This window comes from Lactococcus formosensis, assembly GCF_018403745.1.
Taxonomy (GTDB): Bacteria; Bacillota; Bacilli; order Lactobacillales; family Streptococcaceae; genus Lactococcus; species Lactococcus formosensis.
The window spans coordinates 275730-301567 of the sequence record NZ_BOVP01000001.1; the positions used below are offsets into that span (position 1 = coordinate 275730).

Genomic DNA, 25838 nt, shown 5'->3' on the forward strand with positions numbered 1-25838 from the left:
ACAGGCCGCCAGAAGGCGACTTGTTCATAGATTTATTTATTAGAAAACTGTAGTGCTCAAAAATTAACTTGTGGAAAGATAACCCTTCCAACCTTAAGAACTATTTTAGCTTATTATGCCTTATTTTTCAACTTTATTATTGAGTTTGAGCATTTCGAGAAGTACGTCAACTGCTTTTTCCATAGTTTGTAAGCTTACAAACTCAAAACGGCCATGCATGTTTTCACCACCCGCAAAGATGTTTGGTGTTGGCAAGCCCATGAAGGAAATTTTAGAACCATCTGTACCACCACGAACAGGTTCAATTTTTGGTTCAATATCCAAGTTTTTCATTGCTTCTTCGGCAAGATCAATGATGGACATGTCTTTCTCGATAACTTGAGCCATATTGTAATATTGATCTTTGATTGTTGCTTTTACGCGTTCAGAACCAAGTTCAGCATTCATTTTATCAGCAATTTCTTGCATCAAGGCTTTGCGCTCATTAAATTTATCTTCTGCATGGTCACGAATAATATATTGTGCGCGTGCTTCTTCGACAGTTCCGTCTAATTTCAAAAGGTGGAAGAAACCTTCACGTCCTTCTGTTTTTTCAGGACGATCAAATTCTGGCAATTGCGCATGGTAATCCATTGCTAATTGCAAAGCGTTAACCATTGTATTTTTGGCTGTACCTGGGTGAACATTTTTACCTTGGAATTCCAAAACAGCACCAGCAGCTGAGAATGTTTCATATTCCAATTCGCCAAGCGGTCCACCATCAACAGTATAAGCAAAGTCAACATTGAAGTCTTCAACATCGAAACGATCAGCCCCTGTACCGATTTCTTCATCAGGACCAAAACCAATCCGGATTTCTCCATGTTCAAAATCAGGATTAATATTGATTAAATAATCAGCCAAAGTCATAATTTCAGCGATACCAGACTTGTCATCAGCACCCAAAAGTGTTGTGCCGTCTGTATGGATCAATGTTTGGCCTTTGTAATTTTTCAAGTTTGGGAATTCTGCTGGATCAAGACTGAAACCAGAATCACCAAGCTTAATAACAGACTCTCCATCATAGTTTTCAAGGATTTGAGGATTGATACCTTCTGCATTAAAGTCTGCTGTATCCATGTGAGAAATCAAACCAATTTTACGGACATTTTTATCTGTTGTTGCTGGAATAGTTCCTACAACATAACCGTTTGATTCAAGATAGTGTACATCTTGGATACCAATTTCGCGCATCTCATCCGCCATTTTATGAGCAAAATCGACAAGAGCAGGGACAGATGGAACTGTTGTTGAATTTTCATCTGAACGTGTGTTTACTTTGACGTAATCAAGGAAACGGGGTAACAATTTTTCGTATTTCATTTTTATCCTCCTATGGAAATGAAGTTATTTAATACCTTTGTTTGTTGGATTTGAGCAGTGATGAAGTCTTTAGGGGAATCAAAATAAATTTCTTCTAGTTGGAGTGTGTCGTCAAACGCAAGATTTGACGCAAACTCTCGTTCACCTACTGCGGAGATATAGCCGTATTTTTCTAAAGCCCTGATAAAAATATCTGGTCGCGCTTTAACAACATCTTTACGTGTAAACTTGAGCAAAAAGCTAGTCATGTATTTCAGAGCATACTCCGGATCAACATCTCCCATAAGCTGATAGACTTCTTGTTCAAGCATTGTGAGAGGCAAATGATGCGCTACCTTGTAAAAATAATTAAATAAGCTATCTGTGGCCAAATCATACCGACTTGAAAAATGTAACGTAATAGTGTTGGTTTTATTTTTCAGCTTTTGCTGGACAATTGACTGTTCAAGCCTCTGCTCCACTTGACTTCCAGCTGCCACAAAAAATGGCGCTTCATAGATATTAACAGCTATAGGCATTATTTTTGAAGAAAGATCAAAGTCAGCATCAGTAAAAACCTTAAAATTATTGCCATAACGTTTATCTTTACGCCAGATAAAGCCAGCAGCTATGAAGCTGTCAAGCTGGCGATCTAAGTTTCTCTCTTGCTCAAAAGCCTTATGAATTTGACGCAACGTTACATCTTCATGTACTTGCAGATAATTAATCAGTTTTAAGAAAAAAGGCTGACAGGTCAGCCTATTTTCATTAAAAACGCGAATAGGCATTATTTGTTAAACTCTTCAGTAAGTTGTGGTACAACTTGCTTTTTACGTGAAACGGCACCAGCTAAGAAAGCATGGTCGTCTTCCAACGTAAAGTGGAAAGCTGCTTCAACTTTATCTTTGTGACTCCCGATTTCGACAATTTCTGAGTTAGAATTTACGATATCTGTAATCATGAAGACAAAGTCATCATAATGTTCAACTTCCATTGCTTTCTTGATGGCAACTTTGACATCATGTAAGCGAGAAAGTACATCTTGAATTTCAACTGTGTTTACTTGAGCGATACGGATACGGCTGCCATTAAGTTCAAATGTTTTTGCATCAATATCAATGAGTTCATCTGCTGACTTGTTGTCCAAGTTTGTACCAGCTTTAAGCATAGCCATACCATATTCTTGGAGGTCAACACCAGCAATTTTTGCCAATTCTTCTGCAACTTTGTGGTCAGTTGCATGTGTTGTTGGTGATTTCAAAAGCAATGTATCTGAAATCAAACCTGAAAGTAAGAGTCCAGCCACTTCACGTGGAATCTCAACACCTGCTTCAAGGAATTTGCGGTAAACAATTGATGAAGCTGATCCAACAGGTTCAATTGTCATAAACAAAGGAGAAGCAGTGTTGAAGTTTGCCACACGGTGGTGATCCACAACGCCAAAGATATTTAATGAAGCGATATCTGCGATTGATTGTTGGAATTCATTGTGATCCGTCAAGATAACTGTATCCACGCCTTCAGCTGCTGCTGATGTTACGACACGTGGTGCTTCCACACCAAAATAGTCCAAAGCAAACTGTGTTTCTTCATTAGGTGTACCTAATGCAACACACTCTGTATTCAAAGCTCCAACTGGACGATGGTTGCTCAAATATGAGAAACCATAAGATGATGCGATTGCATCTGTATCTGGTTTTTGATGGCCAAAGACAAAAATTTTATCTGACATTTCTTTTACCTCATTTATATATTTATATTCGCTTCATTATATCAAAAAAAGAGGATTTACGCACGCTTTCAATCTATTACTGGAAGTGTTCTTGCCTTAATCTTGGCACTGAAAAAACTTGAAAGCCAAATATGGCCTTCAAGTTTTATCTAATTCTCTCTAAATATTCTTGATAAGTTTCTGTACCCATGATTGATTTTGCATTGGACACACGTTCTTTTGTCGGTGGTTTAACACCAGCAAGTGGATATTTCCAGCCTAGTTCACGCCATTTGAATTCCCCCATCGTATGATAAGGTAAGATTTCAAATTTCAGCACATTATCCAAGGTCTTAACAAATTCCCCTAACTTTTCTAAATCTTCGTCAATATCCGTTTCACCTGGTACAAGCACGTGACGGATCCACATGGCTTGTCCTTTATCAGAAAGGTAGCGGGCAAATTCTAAAATATTTTCATTAGGATGTCCCGTCAAAACCTTATGACGTTTTGAATCAATCTCTTTCAAGTCCAGCAAGACAAGATCTGTAACATCAAGAAGCTCATCAATACGAGAAGTAATATATTCGTCTGTTCTAAATGGACGAGCCGAAGTATCTAAAGTAGTATGAATACCTAAACTTTTAGCATATTGGAAAAGAGCGATGACGAAGTCAATTTGCAACATGGCTTCACCACCCGATACAGTAATTCCACCTTTTTCACCCCAAAAACCCCGGAAACGAAGTGCTTCGTCCATCACATCTTCTACCGTACGTGTCGTTGCTTTTTCGTTTTTCAACGCCCACGTGTCTGGGTTATGACAGTATTTGCAACGCATTTGACAACCTTGCATAAAAACAATAAAACGTACGCCTGGACCATCTACAGAACCAAAGGATTCTGTGGAATGAATTAGGCCGGTTACTTTTTTGGCTTCTTCAATATTTGTATCAGTCATAAGCTTTTCCTCTTCTTCAGTATGCTTTTATCATACCTCAAATCTTACTTATTATCAACTTCTTTTCTAAGCTCTTAATTTTCCATCATCAAACAGATTTACCACAAAAGTGATTATGCAAAGAAGTAAAGCTAAGAAGAAAACATTGTGTAGAGCCCCCAGAACGATTTGTTCTAATTGCCCATGAATTTTATCTGGAACAACTGCATTCGAAGCTGTACTGATAAACTCGTTAACATTTTTAAAACTTACTTCAGGAAATTTACTTAGTCCTGCATTAATGCCTAAGGAAAATGCTAGCCCCAATATCCCGGTCATCATTGCCTGACCTAAAGTTCGTCCTAACACAACGAGAGAACTTGCTTGACCAACCATTTCAGCAGGCACCATTTTTTGCGCCAAAAGTGTTGTTGTTGAGAGTATAACACCCATGACACTTCCTGTGAAAGCTGAAATAATGTAAAAACCTTCGATTGGGAAAGCAACACTTGAAAGAACTAGGGGAATGTAGACAAGGATAAGAATACCTACTAAAACTGTATAAAGTCTCTTCGGCGCAAAACGTCGTAAAAGAAAACCAACAAAGAAACTGGTTACCATCCAAAACAATGATGTAGGTGTTAATGCAAGACCTGCAACAAAGGCTGGAACGCGGTAAATGGCTTGTAGCCAAATAGGAAAATAAATATTGAAAGCAATCAAGCAACCACTTAAAAGCATTGAAATAATAATCTGAATACTGAAAGTCCTTGTTTTAAACATTTCTAAATTAAATAAAGGATCGACTGCTTTTTTCTCTGTGCGAATAAAAATGATGCTGGCCGCAACAATCAAAAGGAGGAGCACAAGCTCTAATAGCCAATTGATTGTGGAAGCTGACATTTCTTGAAACATCAGTAATAATGAAACTAAAAGTACAGATAGAGAGACAATACCTGCCCAGTCCATCGGTTGTTTTGCTGTTTTTTCGTGTACATCCTTATAACCAAAAATTGTAAGCAAAAGTGTGATCAATCCCAAGGGCACATTGATGAAGAAAACCCCGTGCCAACCCAACGTATCAACAATCCATCCGCCAAGTAACGGGCCTACTAAAGCTGAAATCGCCCAAGCTGTATTATTCAACGCCATAATTTTTGCACGCTCTTCAAAATCAAATAAATCAGCTATAATTGTGAATGTCAAAGGCATAACCGCTCCGGCCCCCACACCTTGAAGCGCTCGAAAAATAATAAGGAATAGCATATTGGGTGCGATACCACAAAGTACCGAACCGATCACAAAAGAAACAAGGCCAAAGATAAAAATATTTTTCCGTCCCAGATTATCCGCCAACTTCCCATAGATTGGTGTGGCAATAGCTGAAATCAGTAAATAAATAGCAAAAACCCAACTTTGTAATTCTAGACCTTTCAACTGTGAAATAATCGTTGGCATGGCTGTGGTCACAATTGTAACCTCAACAGATGTCATAAATGTTGCAATAAAAATAGCTATAACAATAGCCAGATGTTCTTTTCTTTTCATATCTCCTCCTCTGTTCTATATCTTTATTTCTTTTACATTTTATCATAGTTTTTTTGAGAAAGTCAGGACAGTAAAAACAAAAAGATAGATTAAAGCTAATCTATCTTTGTTTTTTATTCAGGAAGCTCTACATCGAACTCCACACGAAGTTTTAATATACGATTTCCATCTACTTCTAAACTTGTGAGCGAGAAATGATCTTCTAAGTTATCAATCTTACACATCACTTGTTGACCTTTTTCTGGTATTTGCCCTGTTTCTGAAAGGAAGAAACCAGCCATTGTGTCTACATCTTTGTTGACCAAATGTGTGCCAAATTCATCATTAAAGTCATTGATGGTCATTTTACCTTGAACCACATACATGTTCTCACCAATCTTATGAACTTCTGCTTCTGCGATATCAGTTTCGTCTTCAATCTCTCCAACGATTTCTTCAATCAAGTCTTCAAGTGTGACGATACCTTCAACGCCCCCATATTCGTTCAACAAAATAGCCATTTGATTTTGGGTATTACGCATCTGAAGCATCAAGTCATCGACGAAGACGGTTTCTGGAACAAAGAGAGGTTCTTGCAACATCTCACGGAAATCAATATTATCGAAACCGTCAGCAAAGCCTCGAGCTAAGATACGTTTGGTGTGAATAATCCCTAAAATATTGTCTTTGTCGTCGTCATAAACAGGAACACGAGAGTAAGACTCGCTGAGCATTTTCTCAATATTTTCTCGTGGATCATCATTGATATCAATCATGAAGGCATCCGTACGTGGAACCATAATTTCCCGTGCTACAAGTTCATCAAGACTGAAAACACCTGTAATCATTTCACGTTCAGAATCATCCAAGGCAGTTTCATCGGTATGCACGAGATACTCAATCTCATCACGTGTCATGTCATCATCACTGCTGTCAAACTTGATTGGGAAGATTCTTGCAAGCCCATTTATCGTAATGGTCAACAACCAAATGAACGGTTTTAAAACCACACCAATCGCCATCAGAGGACGAACCATTTTCAAGGCTGCTTTTTCTTTAAGGGCCTGTGCGATACGTTTAGGGAAAAGCTCACCAAATACAATAGTAAAGAAAGTCAAAATAACCAAGATAATGATTTTACTTAAGGTTTGGGCAAAGCTTGTGTCACCAAATAGCGGTGCAAGCTGAACAGCTAAAGTATCAGCCAAACTTGCACCCGCCACGATATTCAAGAAGGTAATACCAACTTGAACAGTTGACAGGAAGTGTGTCGGATTATCGATTACACTTAGCAAGTATTGATACTGCTCATCGCCTTCACTCGCTTTTTGCTCTACACGCGATCGCGATAGAGAAACGAGTGCCATCTCACTTGCTGAGAAGAATGCGTTCAAAGCCGTAAGAAAAACAAGTAATAAAATCTGTAAAATTATCGAGGTGCTCTCGGGGTCAGGGTGTGCCATTTTTACTCCTATTTTTTAGTAATATGAAAACTATTATATCATAGTTTAATCGTTTTGAAATATTTTTTTCTTTTCTTGCTCACGATGATTGTGCCATAGCCCAGCAAGGAACTTCACAATTTCTTTAACCAATGAGTAGACAGGTACGGCAATAATCATACCTAGAATCCCATACAAACTTCCTGAAACCAGCATTAAAACCATGACTGTCACAGGATGGACGCGAACAGCATTCCCTACAATCTTAGGATAAACTAGATTGCCATCAATCTGTTGTAGAATCAAAACATAAGCGACAGCAAGTACAGCTGTCCAAGGTTGTGTAAACGCCAGAGTGAAAATTACTGGTAAAACGCCAATATAAGGTCCTGCATAAGGAATCAAGTTGGTAATAGCTGAAAAGCTAGCAAACAAGAAGGCATAAGGAATACCGAACAGCATATAACCTACAAAGACAAAGATGAAGACCAAAAGTGAGTCCAAAGCAACGCCCGAAATATAACGAGAAATTGTCGCATTCATCTTCTCAAGAAGTTCAACGAATCCAAGTGGATCTTCACGAAAAATCGTGCGTTTCAAAGAAGGAAGTAACTTTTCACCATCTTTTAGCATATAGTAAAGTAGGATAGGAACTAAGATAGCAACCATAACTACCGAGGAAATGATACCTACGATACTTCCAACACTGTCCGTCAAATTTTTAAGCAAGTTGTTCAGGATATCGGTATAAGATACATTAATATTGCTAATCATACTATTAATATCCAACTGGTGGTAAATGTGAGCAAATCGCGGATCGTTTTGCAAAGATTCAATCCAATCACGAAACTCAGGAAAAGCTTTTGTGCTGGCATCAATCAAGCTGCTTAACTGAGAAACGACATTAGGAATAATGGACGCAATACTCCAAACCACAAGCCCGAACAAGGTAAATAAGACAATCAAAATCGCAAAGAAACGTTTAATTTTCCAACGGGTTTCCATATAAGTCACTACGGGTTTGAAGATGTAGTAAAGAAAACCCGCGATGATGAAGGGAATAAAGAGCAGGGCCAAAAGAGTTTTGACCGGTTGGAAGAGAAATTCCAGTTGCATGAGCATAAAAATAAGCAGGGTCGCTGCTAAAATTTCTACTGTCCAAAAAAATAATTTACTGTTTTTAAACATAATATCCTACTAATAAGGGCAAAAGGCGCCCTTTCTTTTTTTTTAAAGCTATTTATATTATAATTGAAATAAGATTTTTACGCAAATTCAAGATTTCGGGAGGAAATTTATGCAAGTCAAGCAAACCCGCGACACCATGTCGGAAATATACTGTGATGCATTACGTATTCGTAATACTGTTTTTGTGAAGGAGCAAGGTGTTCCTTTTGATTTAGAAGTCGGCAGTCCTATTGATGAGGCACATTCCGTGCACTTTGTAGGTTACGAGGATAGTAAAGCCTTAGCAACTGTTCGTCTTTTGGTGGATAGCGAGGATAAGAAACACGCTGTGGTCCAACGAATGGCCGTTCTAAAAGAGGAACGTGGCAAAGGCTATGCAAATGTCCTCTTACAAAGTCTTCTTGACTTTTGTAATCAAGCTGGGATTACACTTTTAACTTTGCATGCGCAACTCAGTGCCAAAGGTCTCTACGAAAAATTCGGCTTTCAAGCACAAGGCGATACCTTCACAGAAGCTGGAATCGATCATGTCACCATGTCTTTTGAAATTAAATAAAAAATAAGCGCTCACCTATTCACCGTTGGAGAGCGCTTTCCTTTATTTATATGCATTATATTAACAATTCCTTAAACAAAACTAAACCTCCTTGCTTCAATCAAGGAGGTTGTTCACTCTTATTTTCAACTCTGGCAATACTTCCGTTTCAAACCATGGATTTTTACGCAACCAAATATTATTTCGTGGTGAAGGATGTACCAGAGGAAAATATTCCGGTAGATACTGCTCGAAATTACGAACAACATCAGTAATTCGTGTCTGTTTCGGGACATTAAGGTAGTAAGGAATAGCATAAGAACCAATTAGGATAATCAGCTCTAGCTGAGGCATCTCTGCAATTAATAAAGGATGCCATTTTTCCGCAAAGCCTTTTCTTGGCGGTAAATCACCAGACTTTCCTTTTCCTGGAAAGTAAAAGTCCATAGGTAAGATGGCAAGCTTGGATGAGCTGTAAAATTCTTCATAAGAAATCCCAAGCCACTCACGGAGACGATCCCCAGAAGGGTCATTCCAAAAAAGGCGAGTCTCCTGTGCCCGAATTCCTGGTGCTTGACCTACAATAAGTATTTTTGCTTCTTGATGTACGGCGTAAAGTGGGTCAATACCTTGTGCCGTATATAGAGTATTTTGCGGATCTTCTTTTATCGCTTGAAAAATTTTTGACAGCTTATCCATTTTATTTATTCTCCTTCTTTGAGAGGAAGTAAAGCATCTGCTAAGCGTGCAAATTCTGGTATTGAGAGTGCTTCAGCACGAATGGTTGGCGAAATCTCAGCTCGAGCCAAAAGTTCAGTAATTTGTGGTTTTTTATCCTTACCAAAGGCAGATTGTAAGTTGTTCATCAAAGTTTTACGGCGGTGAACAAAGGTTGAGTGCATGGTTTTAAAGAAGAAATCTTCATCTTTCACAGCAACCAACGGCTGCTCACGGCGTGTCATCTTCAAGATAGCAGAGTCTACATTAGGCGCTGGCACGAACACTGTGCGAGGTACAGTGAAAGCGACCTGTGCTTCCATATAATATTGCACCGCTATCGAAAGCGAGCCATAAGCCTTTGTACTTGGTTTAGCTGCGATACGATCAGCGACTTCTTTTTGCATCATCACTACAAACTCTGTAAAAGGAATCTTGGATTCAATCAAGTGCATGAGGATAGGCGTAGTAATGTAATAAGGAAGGTTCGCTACAACTTTTATAGGTAAGTTAGGATTTTTGAAGTTCTTGATATGCTCACGCATATCAACTTTCAAAACATCAGCATTCACAAGTTGAAAATTATCATAAGGTGCCAAAGTCTCTTCCAAAATCGGAATCAAAGTTTTGTCAATTTCAAAAGCCATCACTTCTGCGGCCTCTTCAAGCAAATACTGCGTGAGCGAACCGATACCTGGTCCAATCTCGATCACATTGACTTGATCTGAAAGTTCTGCAGTAGCTGTAATCTTTGTCAAAATATTATGGTCTGTCAAAAAGTTTTGACCAAATTTTTTCTTAAAGTTAAAGTCATGCCGACGTAGAATATCCTGCGTGCGGATGACGTTTGAGATACGATCTATATTTGAAGTTATCATAGCTTTATTATAGCAGAATTACTGGAGCAACTCTAGGTTAACCTTATCTACTGAAAATATATGTTGACAGGACAACTCCTCACTCTGTATTCTGCTGAACTTTTATGATATTAACAAAACTTCTTAACTAAAAAGAAGCTAGCTTTCAAGAACTAGCTTCTTTTTAATTTTCAAGACCTCAAACCACGACCACGCTCGATAAAGTAATAACAAATTGCATAGAGCACAATGACAAAACCAAGTAGCACAAGTAAGCTAATCCAAAGTGCCACATCTTGGACGCCTAAAAAACCATAACGAAAGCCCGAAATCATATAGACGATAGGATTGACTTTAGAGATATCCTGCCAGATCGGTGGCAACATAGAGATAGCGTAGAAGACGCCACCAAGATAAGTCAAAGGCTGCAAAACAAATGTTGGCACGATTGAGACATCATCAAAAGAACGCGCAAAGACACCGTTAAGAAGCCCAGCCAATGAAAAGAGAAATGCTGTCAACAATAAAGTTACAATAATCACGAGCCAAGATTTCACGACTAAAGGAACAAAGAGTAGCGAAATGATCGTCACCAGTGTTCCGACAAAAATACCTCGAAGACTTCCGCCAGCTACAAACCCTAAAATAATCACATGCGTTGGTACTGGGGCAACAAGCAGTTCTTCAATATTTTTTTGGAATTTTTGCGAAAAGAAACTTGAAGAGACATTGGCGTAAGAGCTGGTGATAACAGACATCATGATGAGACCAGGCACGATAAATTGCATATAAGAAAAACCGTGCATATCACCAATTCGTGAACCAATCATTTTACCAAAGATAATAAAATAAAGTGTTGTCGTAATCACTGGTGGAACAAGAGTTTGCACCCAAATACGCATAAAACGTGTGACTTCCTTAATAGCAAGAGATTTTCCTGCGGTCCAGTAGAGTTTAAACATTTTTTTCCTCCTCATGAGTAAGCTTAACAAAAAGCTCTTCTAGACGATTTGATTTATTGCGCATGGAAAGAACTTGAATGCCTTGGGCAGTCAGTTGCTCAAAAGCAGCATTGATGCCCTGATTGCGTTCAATCTTAAGCTCCAAGGTCTGTGGGTCCACCAAGTTAATCTCGTATCCAGCAAGTTCTGGCGTTTGTCCTTCAGCTTTAATATCAAGAATAAATGTTTCCAATTGTAATTTTGATAATAGGTTTTTCATACTTGTATCTTCAATCACTTGTCCAGACTGGATAATTCCAATATTTCGACAAAGCATTTCAGCTTCTTCCAAGTAGTGCGTTGTCAGAATAATCGTTGTGCCTGAGGCATTGAGCTGTGCGAGAAATTCCCACATTGAGCGGCGCACATCAATATCAACACCTGCTGTCGGCTCATCCAAAATCAAGAGTTTAGGCTCGTGCATCAAGGCACGCGCAATCATCAAGCGACGTTTCATCCCACCAGAAAGACGTCCGGCACGGTCATTACGCTTTTCCCAAAGCTCCAACTGTGTGAGATATTTTTCAGAACGCTTGAGTGCTTCCTTACGAGGCACACCATAGTATCCTGCCTGATTGACTAAGATTTGTTGAACTGTTTCAAACTGATTAAAGTTAAATTCTTGCGGCACAAGTCCGAGTTGTTGTTTGGCCTGTACCAGATTTTTATCAATATCGTAGTCAAAAACTTTAACTGTTCCAGACGTTTTATTCACTAACGAAGTAATGATACCAATAGTTGTTGATTTCCCTGCTCCATTAGGACCAAGTAAAGCATAAAAATCCCCTTCTTCAACCGCTAAATCAATGCCTTTTAAGGCTTCTGTGCCAGAATCATAGACTTTTCTTAAATTTTTTATTTCAAGTGCTTTTTTCATTTATAGCCCTTCATTATTTCTTCTATTTGTTGGAGCTCAATTCCAAACATATTGAGTCTTTTGAGGATTTGTTTGCCATTAGCATAACCTATCCGAAGTTCTTCACAGAGATATTCACGACGTTGGCGGCTGTCTGAGCGAAGAATAAGACCAAAAGCGATAAGATCTGCTTGCGTGACAGTCGGCTCGATATTTTTACCTCCTGTCAAATGCCCTAAAGCTTTTTTCAAGTCTTCATATTTTGCATGCTCTACTCCGAGAGAACCTTTCCCTTTAGGACGTGCTTCTTCTCGCTTCAAAAAAGCATGCTGCGCCTCGGGAATAGCTTGCATAATAATCTTACGGATGCGCTCCCCTTGAAAATCTGGGTCCGTAAAAACAACAAGTCCACGTTTCTCTTGAAGGACCTTTAACCGCTCGATATCGGTCGCGTCTATACTGCTTCCTCCAGTTTCGTAGGTATCCAAATCATAAAAATGTTTCAGGTTTCTTGTGTCATCTCGTCCTTCAACGACGATGACTTTTTCGATTTTTTCTTTCATGAGGACAGACCAAACACTTTCAGTGCATTCGCATAGGTTTGCTCAGCGACTTCTTCCAAGCTAATTCCACGGAGTTCCGCGATTTTTTCTGCTGTGTAACGTGTATAACCTGGCTGATTCTCCTTACCTCGATAAGGCACTGGCGAAAGATAAGGGGCATCAGTTTCAACAAGAATACGGTCTAAAGGTAACTTAGCAGCTGCTTCTTGAACATCGAGAGCCTTTTTGAATGTCACAACACCCGAGAAAGAAAGCATCAGACCAAGATCCATAAACTGTTGTGCTTCTGCATAAGTCCCAGAAAAGCTATGCATGATTCCTCCACGAGGACCGACACCTTCTGACTTTATAATCTCATAAGTATCAGCTAAAGCATCACGCGTGTGTACCACAAACGGAACATCTGCTTCTTTCGAAATTTGAATCTGACGACGAAAACTTTGCTCTTGCAATTCTTTTGATTCGACCATCCAATGGTAGTCTAAACCAATCTCACCGACTGCTAGCACCTTATCCTTATGCAAATTTTCTAGAAGATACTGCTCTGCAGCTTGATCAAAGCTTCCACATTCATCAGGATGCCAACCAATCGTGGCATAGCATTCTGTAAATTCTGCAGCGATTTTCATTGCCCAATCATTTGTCTTACGATCCACTCCGACAATATTCATGCGGTGAACACCTTGCTCATGTGCCTGAGTGATAATTTCCTTTTCTCTACCTATGAATTCATCTGAATTGAGGTGTGTATGCGTGTCAAAAATATCCATTCTTCTATTATAACCCAAAACAAAGTAAATCTTCTCTTAGAAAAACCGCTCTATTTTAAAAAGAAAAATTTTCTTTGCTAAAGCTAGATAGCAAAAAACACCCACTCGGGGTGTTTATAATAATTGCATTTGATTTTAGATGGCATTACGCAAACGAGCGCCGCCATTTTCTAAAATACGTACTGTACGTGGTAAGAAAGCACGGATTTCTTCTTCGTTGTATCCCACATGTAGACGTTTCTCATCCATGATGATTGGACGGCGCATGATTTGCGGATTTTCTGAAATGATTTTGATAGCTGCTGAAAGCGATAAGTCTTCAAAATCAACGCCCAATGTTTTCACAAAGCGATTACGGCTAGAAATAAGCCCTTCCACACCATCATCGCACTTTTCGAGAATGCGACTTATTTCTTCTGCTGAAAGTGGGTCGCCAATGAGATTACGTTCTTGAAATGGAATATTGTGATAAGTAAGCCAAGTTTTAGCTTTTTTACAACTCGTACAAGATGGGGCCGTATAAATAGTAAGCATCCCTCTCTCCTTTATATTTATGGAACAATCCATGATCTTATTTATAATACCTAGCGGTATTAGCATTTGCTATTATAGCACAATTGACAGACAAAAAAAAGACCCTTTCTCCTTTTATTCTAAAAAATTCTGTCCTCTTGGACAGAATAAAAAAAAGTATTTAAATGTTGTAATACTGGCGTTTTAGCATAGATGGATAAATGTTCTTTGCTTCTTCCAACTCTTTTTTCTTGTTCTCAATATCTTCCGTAATTTCAACGGAAAAATTCTCAAAAATAGGACGTGCTTCCTTGAAAATATATCCTCCATTTTTCAAATCCTGCTCGTCTTCGAAAACAGCCAAGTGGTGAGAAAGATTTTTGAAGAAAGTACTTAAGAAATAAGCTGGGATGTACAAATTATACATTGAAGTGTAATTTTTCAAAAAGTTATAGTCATAAAACGGCACTTTTACATCACTCCGAGGATTAACGATTTCTTCATCATCTCCAATAATCGGGCGGTTCAAGATTTCGATAATTTTTTGATTTAAAGTATTTCGGACTTCAATTTCCCGTAACAGTTTCTCAACAGCTAAGCGTTTCTTATAGCGATTTTCGTCATAGCGTTTGTAAATATACATGCCGGCGATAAAAAGCCAAGCACCTGCAATCATAGCAATAATCATAGAAATAATAAGTTCTGAATTCATACCATTATTATAACAAAATGACTAATATTTTAAAACTCATTTCTCCAAAATTTTTATCTCTAAGCGGTTATTTCAATCTTGTTCCCCTCGGGATCGAGAATAACTGCTTCATAATAACCATCCCCAGTCCTCCGCGGTCCAGATAAAACTTGGAAGCCTTGGTCTAAGAAATCTTGAGTACGTTTGTCTACTTCAGATTCATCTCCCACCTGTAATGCAAGATGGGCAAGTCCCAGACCTTCTGGCAGGACTTTTTCAATATCTGCACGGTGCATGAGCTCGATACGTGCCCCTTCTTCAAAACGCAAAAAATAAGAGGTGAAGCCTGTTTTCGCGTTGTCATATTTTTGACCAGCTTTTGCTGAAAAAAATGTTTCATAAAATCTTTTCATCTTCTCTAGGTCGCTTACCCAAATTCCGATATGTTCAACTTTCATCTGTTTATCTCCTTACCTTTATTATAGTATACTCCGACAGATAAAGGTGTTCCTTTCTTTGAAACATTTTACTTTTAAAAGATATCTCTATTTCCTCCTTTTTAATCGTACTTATTTTTTGACCTTTTTTGACCTTTGATTTATAATAGAATAAAACATTGAAAAAGGAGACTTATCTATGGGATATTTAGTACCTACTGTCATCGAGCAATCAAGCCGTGGTGAACGCGCATATGACATTTACAGCCGTCTACTGAAAGACCGTATCATCATGTTGACAGGCCAAGTTGAGGATGGTATGGCCAACTCAATCATCGCACAACTCCTCTTCTTGGATGCCCAAGACAGCACAAAGGACATTTACCTCTATATTAATACACCTGGTGGTTCTGTATCTGCTGGACTTGCGATTGTAGATACCATGAACTTCATCAAGTCTGATGTTCAAACAATCGTTATGGGTATCGCTGCATCTATGGGTACAATCATTGCTTCTAGTGGTACAAAAGGTAAACGTTTCATGTTGCCACATGCAGAATACATGATTCACCAACCTATGGGAGGTACTGGTGGCGGCACACAGCAAACAGATATGGCTATTGCTGCGGAACATTTGCTTAAAACACGTCGTACTTTAGAAAAGATTTTGGCAGAAAACTCTGGTCAATCTATGGAAAAAGTACATGCCGATGCAGAACGTGATAACTGGATGACTGCACAAGAAACATTAGACTATGGTTTCATTGATGAAATCATGGAAGCCAATAGCTTGAAATAAAAATAAAAAAAAACACCTGATTGTGAGCAGAACTGCTCTCTGGGTGTTTTTTTCGTTCTATCTAAAAAAGCGTCCAACCTAAGAGTTGAACGTTTTTCTTTTATTGCTCACGTATCTCGATAAGGAGGTCTTTCGTCTGAATAGCTTCTCCTGCTACCACATGGATATCTTCAATCCTTGCATCAAACGGTGCTTCAATCGTTGTCTCCATCTTCATCGCTTCTGTAACCATTAGAGCCTGTCCTTTTTTAACCTGATCTCCTTTTTTCACTAGAATATCTAAAATAGAACCTGGCATGGTTGCACCGATTTGTTGAGGATCTGTGCTATCAGCTTTGCGTTTCGCAACAACTTGCGTTTTTATCGACTGATCTTTTACACTAATTTCACGTCTTTGACCATTTAGGTTAAAGAAGAGAACACGATTTCCTAAAACATCTGGCTCACCAATCTCATCAAGACGAATGATCAAAGTTTTACCTTTTTCAATCTGCACCTCGATTTGCTCACCCATTCGCATACCGTGGAGAAACGTTTCCGTATCTAGCAAAGTCACTGAGCCAAAAGCATCTTGCATTTTTTGATAATCCAAGAAAACTTGCGGGTACATAATATAACTTAAAACTTCATGTTCTTCAGCTGGGTAACCTAATATATCTGAAAGTTCCTTTTCCACTTGTGCAAAGTCAACGGCTGGCGCGTGAAGCCCTGGACGGTCCGTTAAAGCTTGTTTACCTTTGAGAACTAGCTCTTGGAGTTTCTCAGGAAAACCACCTACAGGTTGCCCCAAATCTCCTTGGAAGAAAGAAACAACTGACTCAGGGAAGTTTAATTCTGAACCTTTTGCATAAACATCTTCTTCTGTGAGATTATTTTGCACCATAAAGAGTGCCATATCACCCACAACTTTCGAACTTGGTGTCACTTTAATAATGTCACCAAACATCATGTTCACTTTGCTATACATGGCTTTGACTTCATCAAAACGAGCATCTAAGCCAACTGCAGCAGATTGTGCTTTAAGATTGGTATATTGTCCACCTGGCATCTCATGTCTGTAAACTTCTGTTTGCGGGCTTGTAATTCCAGCTTCAAAAGGTGCATAATATCGACGTGTATCTTCCCAATAATGGTCAATTTGTTCTGCATTAGTAATGTTCAAGGCTGCATGACGTCCGCCATGTTCCAGAGCATAATAGAGGGACTGCATAGAAGGTTGCGAAGTTCCACCAGCAAGTGACGCTGTCGCCACATCAACGATATCTACACCTGCCTTGATCGCACCCGAATAAGTGATAATACCGTTACCGGCCGTATCATGTGTATGCAAATGAATCGGTAAATCAACAGTCTCTTTCAGTGCGGTTATCAGTACATAGGCCGCTTGGGGTTTCAAAAGACCAGCCATATCCTTAATCGCAAGAATATGAGCGCCGCTAGCTTCTAGTTCCTTAGCAAGATTTTTATAATACTCCAGGTCATATTTTTGACGCGTTTTATCTAAGATATCGCCAGTATAACAAATGGTTGCTTCAGCAATTTTCCCTGTGTCACGCACAGTTTGGATAGACTTTTCCATTTGTGGCAGCCAGTTAAGACTATCAAAAATACGGAAAACATCAATACCTTCAGCTGCTGCTTTTTGAATAAACTCTTGAATGACATTATCAGGATAATTTTGATAACCCACTGCATTTGAACCACGGAATAGCATTTGGAAAAGTGTATTTGGCATCTGTTCACGTAATTTTCTTAAACGATACCAAGGTGATTCATTTAGGAAACGATAGGCAACATCGAAAGTTGCACCACCCCACATCTCCACAGAGAACAGGTCTGAAAGTCCTTGGTCTACAGATGTTGCAATCCCCTTCATGTCTTGTAGGCGTAAACGTGTAGCTAACAGACTTTGGTGTGCATCACGGAAAGTTGTATCTGTGAGTAGGACTTCATGTGATTCCTTAACAAAGTCTACTACAGCTGCAGCACCTTCTTGATCAAGGATATTCTTTGTTGTTTTTTTCTGAGTGATCTCAATTTCAGGTTGACGAGCAGGCTCAAAGTAACGCTTCTCTGTTTTATCAATACCTGGGAAACCATTTACGGTAATATTCGAAATGTATTTCAACATCTTTGTACCGCGATTACGTTTACGAGAAAATTTGAAGAGTTGCGGCGTATTGTCAATAAATGTTGTCGTTGCTTGACCACTGGTAAACTGCTCATCATCGATAACATTTTCCAAAAATGGGATATTGGTTTTAACCCCACGAATACGGAATTCACGCAAGACACGCTGCATCTTATGAACTGCCTCTTCAAAATCTGTCGCATGTGTACAAACCTTAACTAAAAGGCTGTCAAAGTAAGGTGTCACTTCGTACCCTGCATAAGCATTACCTACATCGAGACGTACTCCAAATCCACCTGGAGAGCGGTAGGTGTTAATTTTTCCTGTATCTGGAAGGAAATTATTTTCGGGATCTTCAGTGGTGATACGGCACTGAATTGCCGCACCTAAACATGGAATTTCATCCTGTGCAGGGATTTTGATATCTTGGTGCAAGTCCTTACCTTGCGCAATAAGAATTTGTGCTGTAACAATATCGACACCGGTAACCATTTCTGTAATCGTATGTTCTACTTGAACCCGTGGGTTAACCTCGATAAAGTAAAATTGATGATCTTTAACTAAGAACTCAACTGTCCCTGCATTAACATAACCCACAGCTTGGCAGAGTTGGACAGCTGCTTGACAGATTTCATTTCTAAATTCTAGATCTAAGCCAACAGCTGGTGCAATTTCAATAACTTTTTGATTGCGGCGTTGCACAGAACAATCGCGTTCATGGAGATGGACAATATTGCCGTGTGTATCCCCTAAAATCTGCACTTCGATATGCTTTGGGTTTTCAATATATTTTTCAACATAAATTTCTGCTGATCCAAATGCTGTTTGTGCTTCTGATTTCGCACGTGCATAGCCATCACGCATTTCTTCGTCATTACGTGCAACACGCATTCCACGTCCACCGCCACCGAGTGCTGCTTTTATCATGACAGGATAACCGTATGTTTCAGCAAAGGCAAGAGCCCCCTCTAAATCAACAGCGCCATCAGTTCCTGGTATACCCTGAATTTGCGCTAAATCCGCTGCTTTCTTGGCTTTAATCTTGTCGCCAAAAATATCCAAATGTTCTAAATCTGGCCCTACAAAAACTAAGCCAGCTTCACGGACCTTAGTCGCAAATTCTAAGTTTTCAGAAAGTAAACCATATCCTGGGTGAATTGCATCTGCTCCCGCATCTAGAGCAATGCGAATAATATCATCCACATCAAGATAAGCATCTATCGGTTTTTTACCTTGTCCGACTAAATATGCCTCATCTGCTTTGAAACGGTGTACAGAGTACTCATCTTCTTTTGCATAGATGGCCACAGTGGACAAACCAAGTTCATTACAGGCACGAAAAACACGAATGGCAATTTCACCACGGTTGGCAACGAGCAGTTTTTTCATACAATCCCCTATCTTTATTCCCTAATATGTTGTGTAATATGGTTGACGATACCTTATAATTCAATGCTCTTTTTGCTTCAGCGAAATAGAGACATTGAGTATTAGAAAGCATCAGCAACCAAATTATGAATTTTCACAACATACAAACTTTATAAAAAAAGCTAATTTGATTAGCTTTTTCTTAACTTTAGCATTTAATATTAAACATTTCTAGCATACGTACTTGAAAGCTCTCTGACTTCTCTACGCTTCTCATCTGCGGAAATGTTGAGCACAAAAGCAATTCCCAGTGATAACACAAGGAAAGATGACCCTCCTTGTGATAGGAACGGGAATGTTACCCCTGTTTCCGGAATAATTCCAAATGCCCCACCAATATTAATAAATACTGAAATCAGGAGGGTTGAACCAATCCCGATACAGATCATCGAATTAAATGCATTTTTTGCACGGATACCGACCATTAAGATACGCACAATCATAAAGAACAATACGCCCAGAACGATAATTCCTCCAATTAGTCCCAGCTCCTCTATAACAATCGAGAAGATAAAGTCCGTATGCGCTTCGGGCAGAAAGCCATTTTTCTCAATAGAATTCCCAAGACCACGCCCGAACCATCCACCGTTACTGACAGCGTAATATGAGTTTGCCATTTGGTGGCCATATGTTGACAAGCCTTCGAAAGGATTAACCATTGCTTTAAAACGTGCGTTGACATAGTGTCCAGGGATAACATCCCCATCTACAGCATAAAGATAGACGATAAAAGCAACCATCGCTCCCAAAATCATCTTACCGTACCCACTAAACCAACGCCATGAGATTCCACTAGAAGCAATCATCACTCCTGTAATCATCGCCATAATCGATGCATTACCCAAATCTGGCATAATGACCAGAATACCTAACATCAATAAAATCGAAAAGCGCCATCCCCCAAATAGTTTTTGCCCAAGGGTTTTACCTTTGAAAATTGCTGCGATATCTTTTTCATATATTTCATCCTGTTTTTCAGAAAAGACAGAAGCCAGATACCAGACAACGAAAAACTTTGCGTATTCAGCAGGTTGAATTGTACCTACACCTGGGATAGGAATCCAACCGTGAGCACCATTGGCTGAAGTGTTTGGTCCAAATCGTGAATAAAACATGGCTAAAACCAAAAGACCCAGAACCCAACCAATCATTTTTTTACTCTTAAATGCACGGAGCTTCATTCGGTAAATCACAGCAATCGCAACAAAACTGAGCAACATGAATGCGCCTTGGTTGATTGCCATTTTATAAGGTGAGAGTCCCTTTGCCAGCTGATATGGGACCGTTGCTGAAAAAACCATAACGATACCTACAGCTGACATTATCAGGTAGGGGATCAAAATAGAATAGTTCAGGAAGTTTGCTTTCTTCAATCCGTCTTTCATTTTAAGTTATCATTTCATTTCTATTATTTTTTAACATTTTTTATTATACCATTTTTTCAGATTCATTTTTACAGATGTGCAATTATTTTAAAAATAAATGGTTATTCTCAAATGAAAAATGCGTTCTAACGCTTAAACTTCTCGGTGTAATGTAACCCTACGCTCTTTAGGACAAAATTTCATTGTTTCAACTTTATCAGGGTTGCTGCTTTTATTTTTACTACTAATATAGTTTTTGCTCTTACAACTTGTGCAAGCTAAAGTTATTTTCACTCTCATTCTACGATGCTCCGCTTTCTTAAATATTTTCGGAAATTGACTAGGGACCAGAAGAAATTAACAACCACGAAAAGACTTGTCACAATAAACGCCATGCGATAAGAAATCCAACCTGCAATTGCTGAGCCAACTATTGGACCTACGACGACGCCAAAGTTAGAAAACATTTGGTTATAGGCGAAAATCCGTGACACACCTTCTTTAGGCGTAATTTTTGCTAAAAGAGAATTAACTGATGGCATCAAAGCTCCTGTACCGAATCCCAGCATAAATCTTAAGAGTCCTAATTGGAGTGGTGTTTTTACAAAAGCCATCGGTAAATACATAGCGAAACTAAAGGCTAAACCGATTAAAATCAACCGATGAGCGCCGTATTTATCTCCCAATTTCCCTAACGTACTTGAAGACATCATGGCAGACAAACCAACAGCAGACACAATAAGCCCGGAGATAAACATTAAATTATTAGTACTTGTTGTTAATGTTTTGATATAGAGCGTAACAAAAGGTTCTATTGATTGTGTCGTTACTTGGATAATAAAGCTAGTCACCAATAAGCCAAAAAGAATTTGCTTATTACTTACGCGGTTGACAATTTCTTTTGTAGACAACATTTTATCTTTTGCCACCGGTTCAAAGTTTTCATGAACAAAAAAGACTGTCAAAATCGTTGCCAGAGCAAGTAAGCTTCCAACGATAAGGAAGACGTTTGCCATCCCGAACCACTGCGCCAATAAACCACCGATAGAAGGTCCAATCAAAGTCCCTGTAATCATCGCGGTGGATAGGACACCTAGAGCATAACCCGAGCGTTCTTTAGGCGCTTGAGAAGCAATCATTGCTGTCGAGTTAGGAATAAATCCTGAAAAGAAGCCCATGAGACTTCGCATAAGTAAAAGCCACCAATAGCCACCCATTTGGTGTGAAAAAGCAATTGCAGACATGGTAAAGGTCATGGCAAAAGAAGCCCTCACCATCATTGGTTTTCGGCCGTATTTATCCGCCAATTTCCCCCACATAGGAGCAACTAATCCTGAGACTAAAGCTGTTGAAGCAAAAGCAATACCAGAAAACAGCTCTACATTGGAGCCCGTCACCCCTAGACTTTGAATATAAAGGGGCAAAAATGGCATTACAAGTGAAAAAGATGAGCCTACAATAAAACAGCCAATCCATGTGATCCACAAATTTTGTTTCCAATTAACTTTTCTTTCTTTTGTTGATTTACTCGTTTTAATCCCTCTTTTCTACTGCTTTTAACAGTTCTTTGATTTTTTCATACGTTTCAGGAATTGTTCCTGAACTGTCAATAATACGTGTTGCATACTTCTTCTTTTCTGACAAAGGCATCTGCGCTTTGATACGCGCTTCCGCCTCTTCTCTGGTCATGTTATCTCTGCTCATGATACGCTCAATTTGGATACTTTCTGGAGCAGCGACGAGCCATATCTCATCAAAGCCATCATAAGCTTGCTCGATGAGTAAAGGAATATCCATAATTATCGCCTTTTGAACCCTATCATCCTCCAAAAGTGCTTCACGTCTCTTATAGAGTTCTTGGCGAATAATATGATTTTGGAGTGATGCTAGTTTTTCTCGCGCTTCATCATCTGAGAAAATCAAGTCACCCAATTTTCGCCGAATCAAAAGTCCTTTCTCATCAAAGTACGCAGGGCCAAATTCTTGTAGAATTGCCTGATATAAGGAGCCGCCTGGTGCTTGTAATTCACGAACCACTTGGTCCGCATCAATGATCGGATAGCCCTGAGAACGCAAAAAATCAACCGCCGTTGATTTCCCAGAAGCTATTCCACCTGTCAAACCGATTACTTTATTCATAGCTTTATTATAGCACAACTCATGAAACGATATTCAGTAATTACGACCTTGCAAAACGAAGACGTTTTTTCTTCCTAGAAAAAAACGCATGAGATTAGATGTAAAGCACATCAATTCATACGTTTTTACCCTATCATTCTACTGACTAAAGTAGGTTCTCAAATTCCTCTTCGATAGCTTTTACAAGCTTAGAGCGTCCATTGTCTCTAATTAAACCATCTACAGAGAACTAAGACACGCTGGCCGTTAGAGCGGTCAATTTTTTCGTGTTGTTCTGTATAGAGTGATTATAACAAAAGTCAAATAGGAAGGTAAATTGGGAAACAATTCGTAACAATTTGACTTACGGTTTAGACGATACATACAGTTCACTTTATGACAAAAATCAAAAATACGGCTTTTAATATAAGAGCAAGAAAAAAAACAACCCATCCTAAGGATAGATTGTTTCTGCATTTTATTAGATATTAGATGTGTGCATTACTTCATCATCATCTTGTGAAAGAACTTCGTGGAACACACGTTCAGTCAATTCTTGTTTTTGTTCTGGTGTGAGGTATTTAGTGTTTACACAGTAACCAGAGATACGTACGATAACGTCTTCGCCAGCCATAATTTTGCTGTAAACGTCTTTAAGGTCCATAACGTTAAGGTTAACGTGTTGTCCACCTTGTCCGAAGTAGCCGTCAAGGATTTGAACCAAGTTATCTACTTGTTCGTCACGTGTTTTACCAAGTGCACGTGGTGAAACTTGAGTTGTCAATGAAATACCATCATTTGCATGAGCAAATTCAAGTTTCGCCAAAGAATTCAAGTTTTGGAGCCATCCACCGCGCGCTTTGTTTGATGGGTTAGCACCTGGTGAGAAGAATTCTACTTTAGATTTGTTCACTGAACCATCTTCATTGAGGAATACACCTTTATGAACTGGTGAGTTACCTGTTTGTTTAGAGTAAGCCACGTTTGAAGTGATTGTCAAGAGTGAAACTGTAGCTTCAGCATTTTTGTAAAGTTTGTGTGAAGCGAGTTTTTCGTAGTACATCTTCATCAAAAGTTTAGCGATATCGTCTACACGGTCATCATCTTCACCGTAACGTGGGAAGTCGCCTTCAACTTCGTAGTCATAGATGTAACCATTTTCATCACGAATTGTTTTAACTTTTGCATATTTGATTGCTGAAAGTGAGTCAACTGTATTGGCAAAACCACAGATACCGAAGCCCATGTTCGCACGAACACGTGTTGGCAAGAAGGCCATTTGTACAGCTTCGTAGTTGTATTTATCAGTCATATAGTGGATGATGTTCATTGCATCCACATAAGTATCAGTCAACCAAGTCAATGATTTGTCAAAGTTTTCCATAACTGTATCATAGTCAAGAACTTCGTCAGTTACAGGTTCGATGTCGAACACTTTGTAGTCTTTATGAACATCGTCATATCCACCGTTCAAACCAGTAAGCATCGCTTTCAGAACGTTAACACGCGCTCCGAAGTATTGGAGGTTGTGACGTTCGTTTTCATTTTCAGGGTCAAGTGGTGATACACAACATGAGATACAAGACATTTCGCCGTAGCCTTCTTTAGCCATTGTTTCTACACCTTCATATTGAATAGAAGAGTGTTTATGAGACATTGACATTGCATAGCGTTTGAAGGCATGCGGTAATTTATCAGACCAAAGTACTGTCAAATTTGGTTCTGGAGCGTTTCCGATTGTATCCAATGTGTTAAGGAAACGGTAGTCCATTTTTGTAACACGGTGACGACCGTCATTACCCATACCAGCCATAGATGTTGTGATGAAAGTTGGGTCACCAGAGTAAAGTTCATCATAAGCAGCAGCACGCGCGAATTTCATTGTACGGAGTTTCAATACGAAATCATCAACGAATTCTTGAATTTCTTGTTCAGTGAATGTACCACGTTCGAGGTCACGTTCAGCAAAGATATCAAGAACGATTGGCACACGTCCAAGTGAAGTTGCCGCACCGTTGATAACACGACATACAGCCATGTAAGCAATGTTGATCCATTGGATAGCTTCTTTAGTGTTCAAGGCTGGACGACGAACGTCAAGTCCATAAAGATCACCAAATTTAGCAACTTGATCAAGTGCTTGGTATTGCATATTGATTTCTTCTTTAAGACGGATAGTTTCTTCTGTGATTTCAGTGATTGCATCCCATTCGCGTGCTTTTTCTTTCATCAAGTAGTCTGCACCGTAAAGTGCAAGACGTGCGTAAACACCGATGATACGTCCACGTGAATAAGCATCTGGCAAACCAGTTACTGTGTGTGCGTGACGTGCTTTACGGATAGCTGATGTATAAGCACGGAAGATACCATCATTTACAGAAGTCATTGTTGTATCCAACACTTCGTGCAATTCAGGATCAACGCTGAGTCCGTGTTCTGTCAAGATTTTTTCTGCTACACGAAGACCACCTTTTGGCATGAAGTTCAAACGGAAAAGTTCGCTGTTTTGCATACCGTAGATTAATTCAAGATCTTTGTTTTCAGGATCGATATAACCAGCAGGAATTTTGTGAATAGAAGTCACACGATCTGTATCGAATGGGAATCCTACTTCTTCATAGTGCGCTTTTGTTGTTTCGATGATATCTTTTACTTTAAGCGTACGTTCTGTTGGTCCTTCGAGGAAACTTTCGTCTCCATCATAAGGTTTGTAGTTGGCTTGAACAAAGCGCGTAACGCTTGCTTTATCTTGCCAGTCTGATCCTTTGAAACCTTCCCAGGCTTGCTCAAAGATTTCTTTAGTTTCTGTTTTCATGTAGAAAATCTCCTTTGGTCTTTCTGTTTCAGATTACGCTTTTATTATATCATACAGTTTACTAATTTCAAGGGATATATGGGAATGTTTGCAC

General features: G+C 39.2%; 24 protein-coding genes. 2 read left to right on the forward strand and 22 right to left on the reverse strand.

Annotation, left to right across the window (positions count from 1 at the left end):
• Positions 1 to 120 precede the first annotated feature (120 nt).
• The 7 genes from pepT to KJS37_RS01395 form a co-directional block, all read right to left on the reverse strand.
• The gene (gene pepT, locus KJS37_RS01365) at positions 121 to 1362 is read right to left on the reverse strand and encodes a peptidase T (RefSeq protein ID WP_019292420.1); all 1242 of its coding nucleotides are present in this window, start codon (positions 1360 to 1362) and stop codon (positions 121 to 123) included.
• A 2-nt stretch (positions 1363 to 1364) separates the two neighbouring features.
• Positions 1365 to 2129 (reverse strand): DUF1803 domain-containing protein, encoded by a 765-nt coding sequence (locus tag KJS37_RS01370; protein ID WP_213495556.1) that lies wholly within the window; start codon positions 2127 to 2129, stop codon positions 1365 to 1367.
• Complete coding sequence (locus KJS37_RS01375; RefSeq protein ID WP_014024319.1) at positions 2129 to 3073, reverse strand: manganese-dependent inorganic pyrophosphatase; 945 nt, start codon at positions 3071 to 3073, stop codon at positions 2129 to 2131. The genes KJS37_RS01370 and KJS37_RS01375 overlap by 1 nt, the downstream gene beginning before the upstream one ends.
• A 145-nt stretch (positions 3074 to 3218) precedes the next feature.
• Positions 3219 to 4013, reverse strand: coding sequence for a pyruvate formate-lyase-activating protein (gene pflA, locus KJS37_RS01380; protein WP_017368825.1), 795 nt, complete (start codon positions 4011 to 4013; stop codon positions 3219 to 3221).
• 66 nt (positions 4014 to 4079) lie between these two features.
• Entirely contained in the window at positions 4080 to 5540 is a 1461-nt protein-coding gene (locus KJS37_RS01385) for an MFS transporter (RefSeq protein WP_213495558.1), read from the reverse strand.
• Between the two features lie 113 nt (positions 5541 to 5653).
• Positions 5654 to 6982 (reverse strand): hemolysin family protein, encoded by a 1329-nt coding sequence (locus KJS37_RS01390; RefSeq protein WP_017368823.1) that lies wholly within the window; start codon positions 6980 to 6982, stop codon positions 5654 to 5656.
• A gap of 45 nt (positions 6983 to 7027) precedes the next feature.
• Complete coding sequence (locus KJS37_RS01395; RefSeq protein WP_213495560.1) at positions 7028 to 8149, reverse strand: AI-2E family transporter; 1122 nt, start codon at positions 8147 to 8149, stop codon at positions 7028 to 7030.
• Positions 8150 to 8258: 109 nt separating this feature from the next.
• Between KJS37_RS01395 and KJS37_RS01400 the strand changes: the two genes are divergently transcribed.
• The gene (locus tag KJS37_RS01400) at positions 8259 to 8705 is read left to right on the forward strand and encodes a GNAT family N-acetyltransferase (RefSeq protein WP_096368645.1); all 447 of its coding nucleotides are present in this window, start codon (positions 8259 to 8261) and stop codon (positions 8703 to 8705) included.
• 96 nt (positions 8706 to 8801) lie between these two features.
• On the opposite strand, the gene KJS37_RS01405 is transcribed toward KJS37_RS01400, so the two are convergent.
• The 9 genes from KJS37_RS01405 to KJS37_RS01445 all read right to left on the reverse strand — a co-directional run bounded on the left by KJS37_RS01405 (position 8802) and on the right by KJS37_RS01445 (position 15110).
• Complete coding sequence (locus tag KJS37_RS01405; protein WP_165713143.1) at positions 8802 to 9383, reverse strand: uracil-DNA glycosylase family protein; 582 nt, start codon at positions 9381 to 9383, stop codon at positions 8802 to 8804.
• Positions 9384 to 9388: 5 nt separating this feature from the next.
• The gene (gene rsmA, locus KJS37_RS01410) at positions 9389 to 10279 is read right to left on the reverse strand and encodes a 16S rRNA (adenine(1518)-N(6)/adenine(1519)-N(6))-dimethyltransferase RsmA (protein WP_213495562.1); all 891 of its coding nucleotides are present in this window, start codon (positions 10277 to 10279) and stop codon (positions 9389 to 9391) included.
• Positions 10280 to 10449: 170 nt separating this feature from the next.
• Positions 10450 to 11220, reverse strand: coding sequence for an ABC transporter permease (locus KJS37_RS01415; protein WP_003134031.1), 771 nt, complete (start codon positions 11218 to 11220; stop codon positions 10450 to 10452).
• A complete protein-coding gene (locus tag KJS37_RS01420; RefSeq protein WP_213495564.1) occupies positions 11213 to 12136 on the reverse strand; it encodes an ABC transporter ATP-binding protein in 924 nt (307 codons plus the stop codon). Before KJS37_RS01420 ends, KJS37_RS01415 begins: the two co-directional genes overlap by 8 nt.
• Positions 12133 to 12678: a ribonuclease M5 gene (gene rnmV / locus KJS37_RS01425; RefSeq protein ID WP_213495566.1), complete on the reverse strand. Its 546-nt coding sequence runs from the start codon at positions 12676 to 12678 to the stop codon at positions 12133 to 12135. Before rnmV ends, KJS37_RS01420 begins: the two co-directional genes overlap by 4 nt.
• Positions 12675 to 13448, reverse strand: coding sequence for a TatD family hydrolase (locus KJS37_RS01430; protein ID WP_213495568.1), 774 nt, complete (start codon positions 13446 to 13448; stop codon positions 12675 to 12677). Before KJS37_RS01430 ends, rnmV begins: the two co-directional genes overlap by 4 nt.
• A 135-nt stretch (positions 13449 to 13583) precedes the next feature.
• On the reverse strand, positions 13584 to 13982 hold the full coding sequence (spx, locus tag KJS37_RS01435) for a transcriptional regulator Spx (protein ID WP_003134024.1): 399 nt from the start codon (positions 13980 to 13982) through the stop codon (positions 13584 to 13586).
• A 160-nt stretch (positions 13983 to 14142) separates the two neighbouring features.
• A complete protein-coding gene (locus KJS37_RS01440) occupies positions 14143 to 14673 on the reverse strand; it encodes a hypothetical protein (protein ID WP_017368814.1) in 531 nt (176 codons plus the stop codon).
• Between the two features lie 59 nt (positions 14674 to 14732).
• Positions 14733 to 15110, reverse strand: coding sequence for a VOC family protein (locus tag KJS37_RS01445; protein WP_213495570.1), 378 nt, complete (start codon positions 15108 to 15110; stop codon positions 14733 to 14735).
• 178 nt (positions 15111 to 15288) lie between these two features.
• Between KJS37_RS01445 and KJS37_RS01450 the strand changes: the two genes are divergently transcribed.
• Positions 15289 to 15888 carry an ATP-dependent Clp protease proteolytic subunit gene (locus tag KJS37_RS01450; protein WP_003134020.1) on the forward strand — a complete coding sequence of 200 codons (600 nt, stop codon included), beginning with the start codon at positions 15289 to 15291 and terminating at the stop codon, positions 15886 to 15888.
• Between the two features lie 100 nt (positions 15889 to 15988).
• Here KJS37_RS01450 and KJS37_RS01455 read toward each other — a convergent pair whose 3' ends face one another.
• The 6 genes from KJS37_RS01455 to pflB form a co-directional block, all read right to left on the reverse strand.
• Positions 15989 to 19408: a pyruvate carboxylase gene (locus KJS37_RS01455; protein ID WP_213495573.1), complete on the reverse strand. Its 3420-nt coding sequence runs from the start codon at positions 19406 to 19408 to the stop codon at positions 15989 to 15991.
• Between the two features lie 200 nt (positions 19409 to 19608).
• The gene (locus tag KJS37_RS01460; RefSeq protein ID WP_213495575.1) at positions 19609 to 20832 is read right to left on the reverse strand and encodes an FtsW/RodA/SpoVE family cell cycle protein; all 1224 of its coding nucleotides are present in this window, start codon (positions 20830 to 20832) and stop codon (positions 19609 to 19611) included.
• 132 nt (positions 20833 to 20964) lie between these two features.
• The gene (gene rpmG / locus KJS37_RS01465) at positions 20965 to 21111 is read right to left on the reverse strand and encodes a 50S ribosomal protein L33 (RefSeq protein ID WP_165713136.1); all 147 of its coding nucleotides are present in this window, start codon (positions 21109 to 21111) and stop codon (positions 20965 to 20967) included.
• Positions 21108 to 22349 carry a multidrug efflux MFS transporter gene (locus KJS37_RS01470; protein ID WP_479682623.1) on the reverse strand — a complete coding sequence of 414 codons (1242 nt, stop codon included), beginning with the start codon at positions 22347 to 22349 and terminating at the stop codon, positions 21108 to 21110. Before KJS37_RS01470 ends, rpmG begins: the two co-directional genes overlap by 4 nt.
• The gene (coaE, locus tag KJS37_RS01475) at positions 22345 to 22950 is read right to left on the reverse strand and encodes a dephospho-CoA kinase (protein WP_213495577.1); all 606 of its coding nucleotides are present in this window, start codon (positions 22948 to 22950) and stop codon (positions 22345 to 22347) included. The genes KJS37_RS01470 and coaE overlap by 5 nt, the downstream gene beginning before the upstream one ends.
• A 460-nt stretch (positions 22951 to 23410) precedes the next feature.
• Positions 23411 to 25744 (reverse strand): formate C-acetyltransferase, encoded by a 2334-nt coding sequence (gene pflB / locus KJS37_RS01480; RefSeq protein WP_003134012.1) that lies wholly within the window; start codon positions 25742 to 25744, stop codon positions 23411 to 23413.
• Positions 25745 to 25838: the final 94 nt, after the last annotated feature.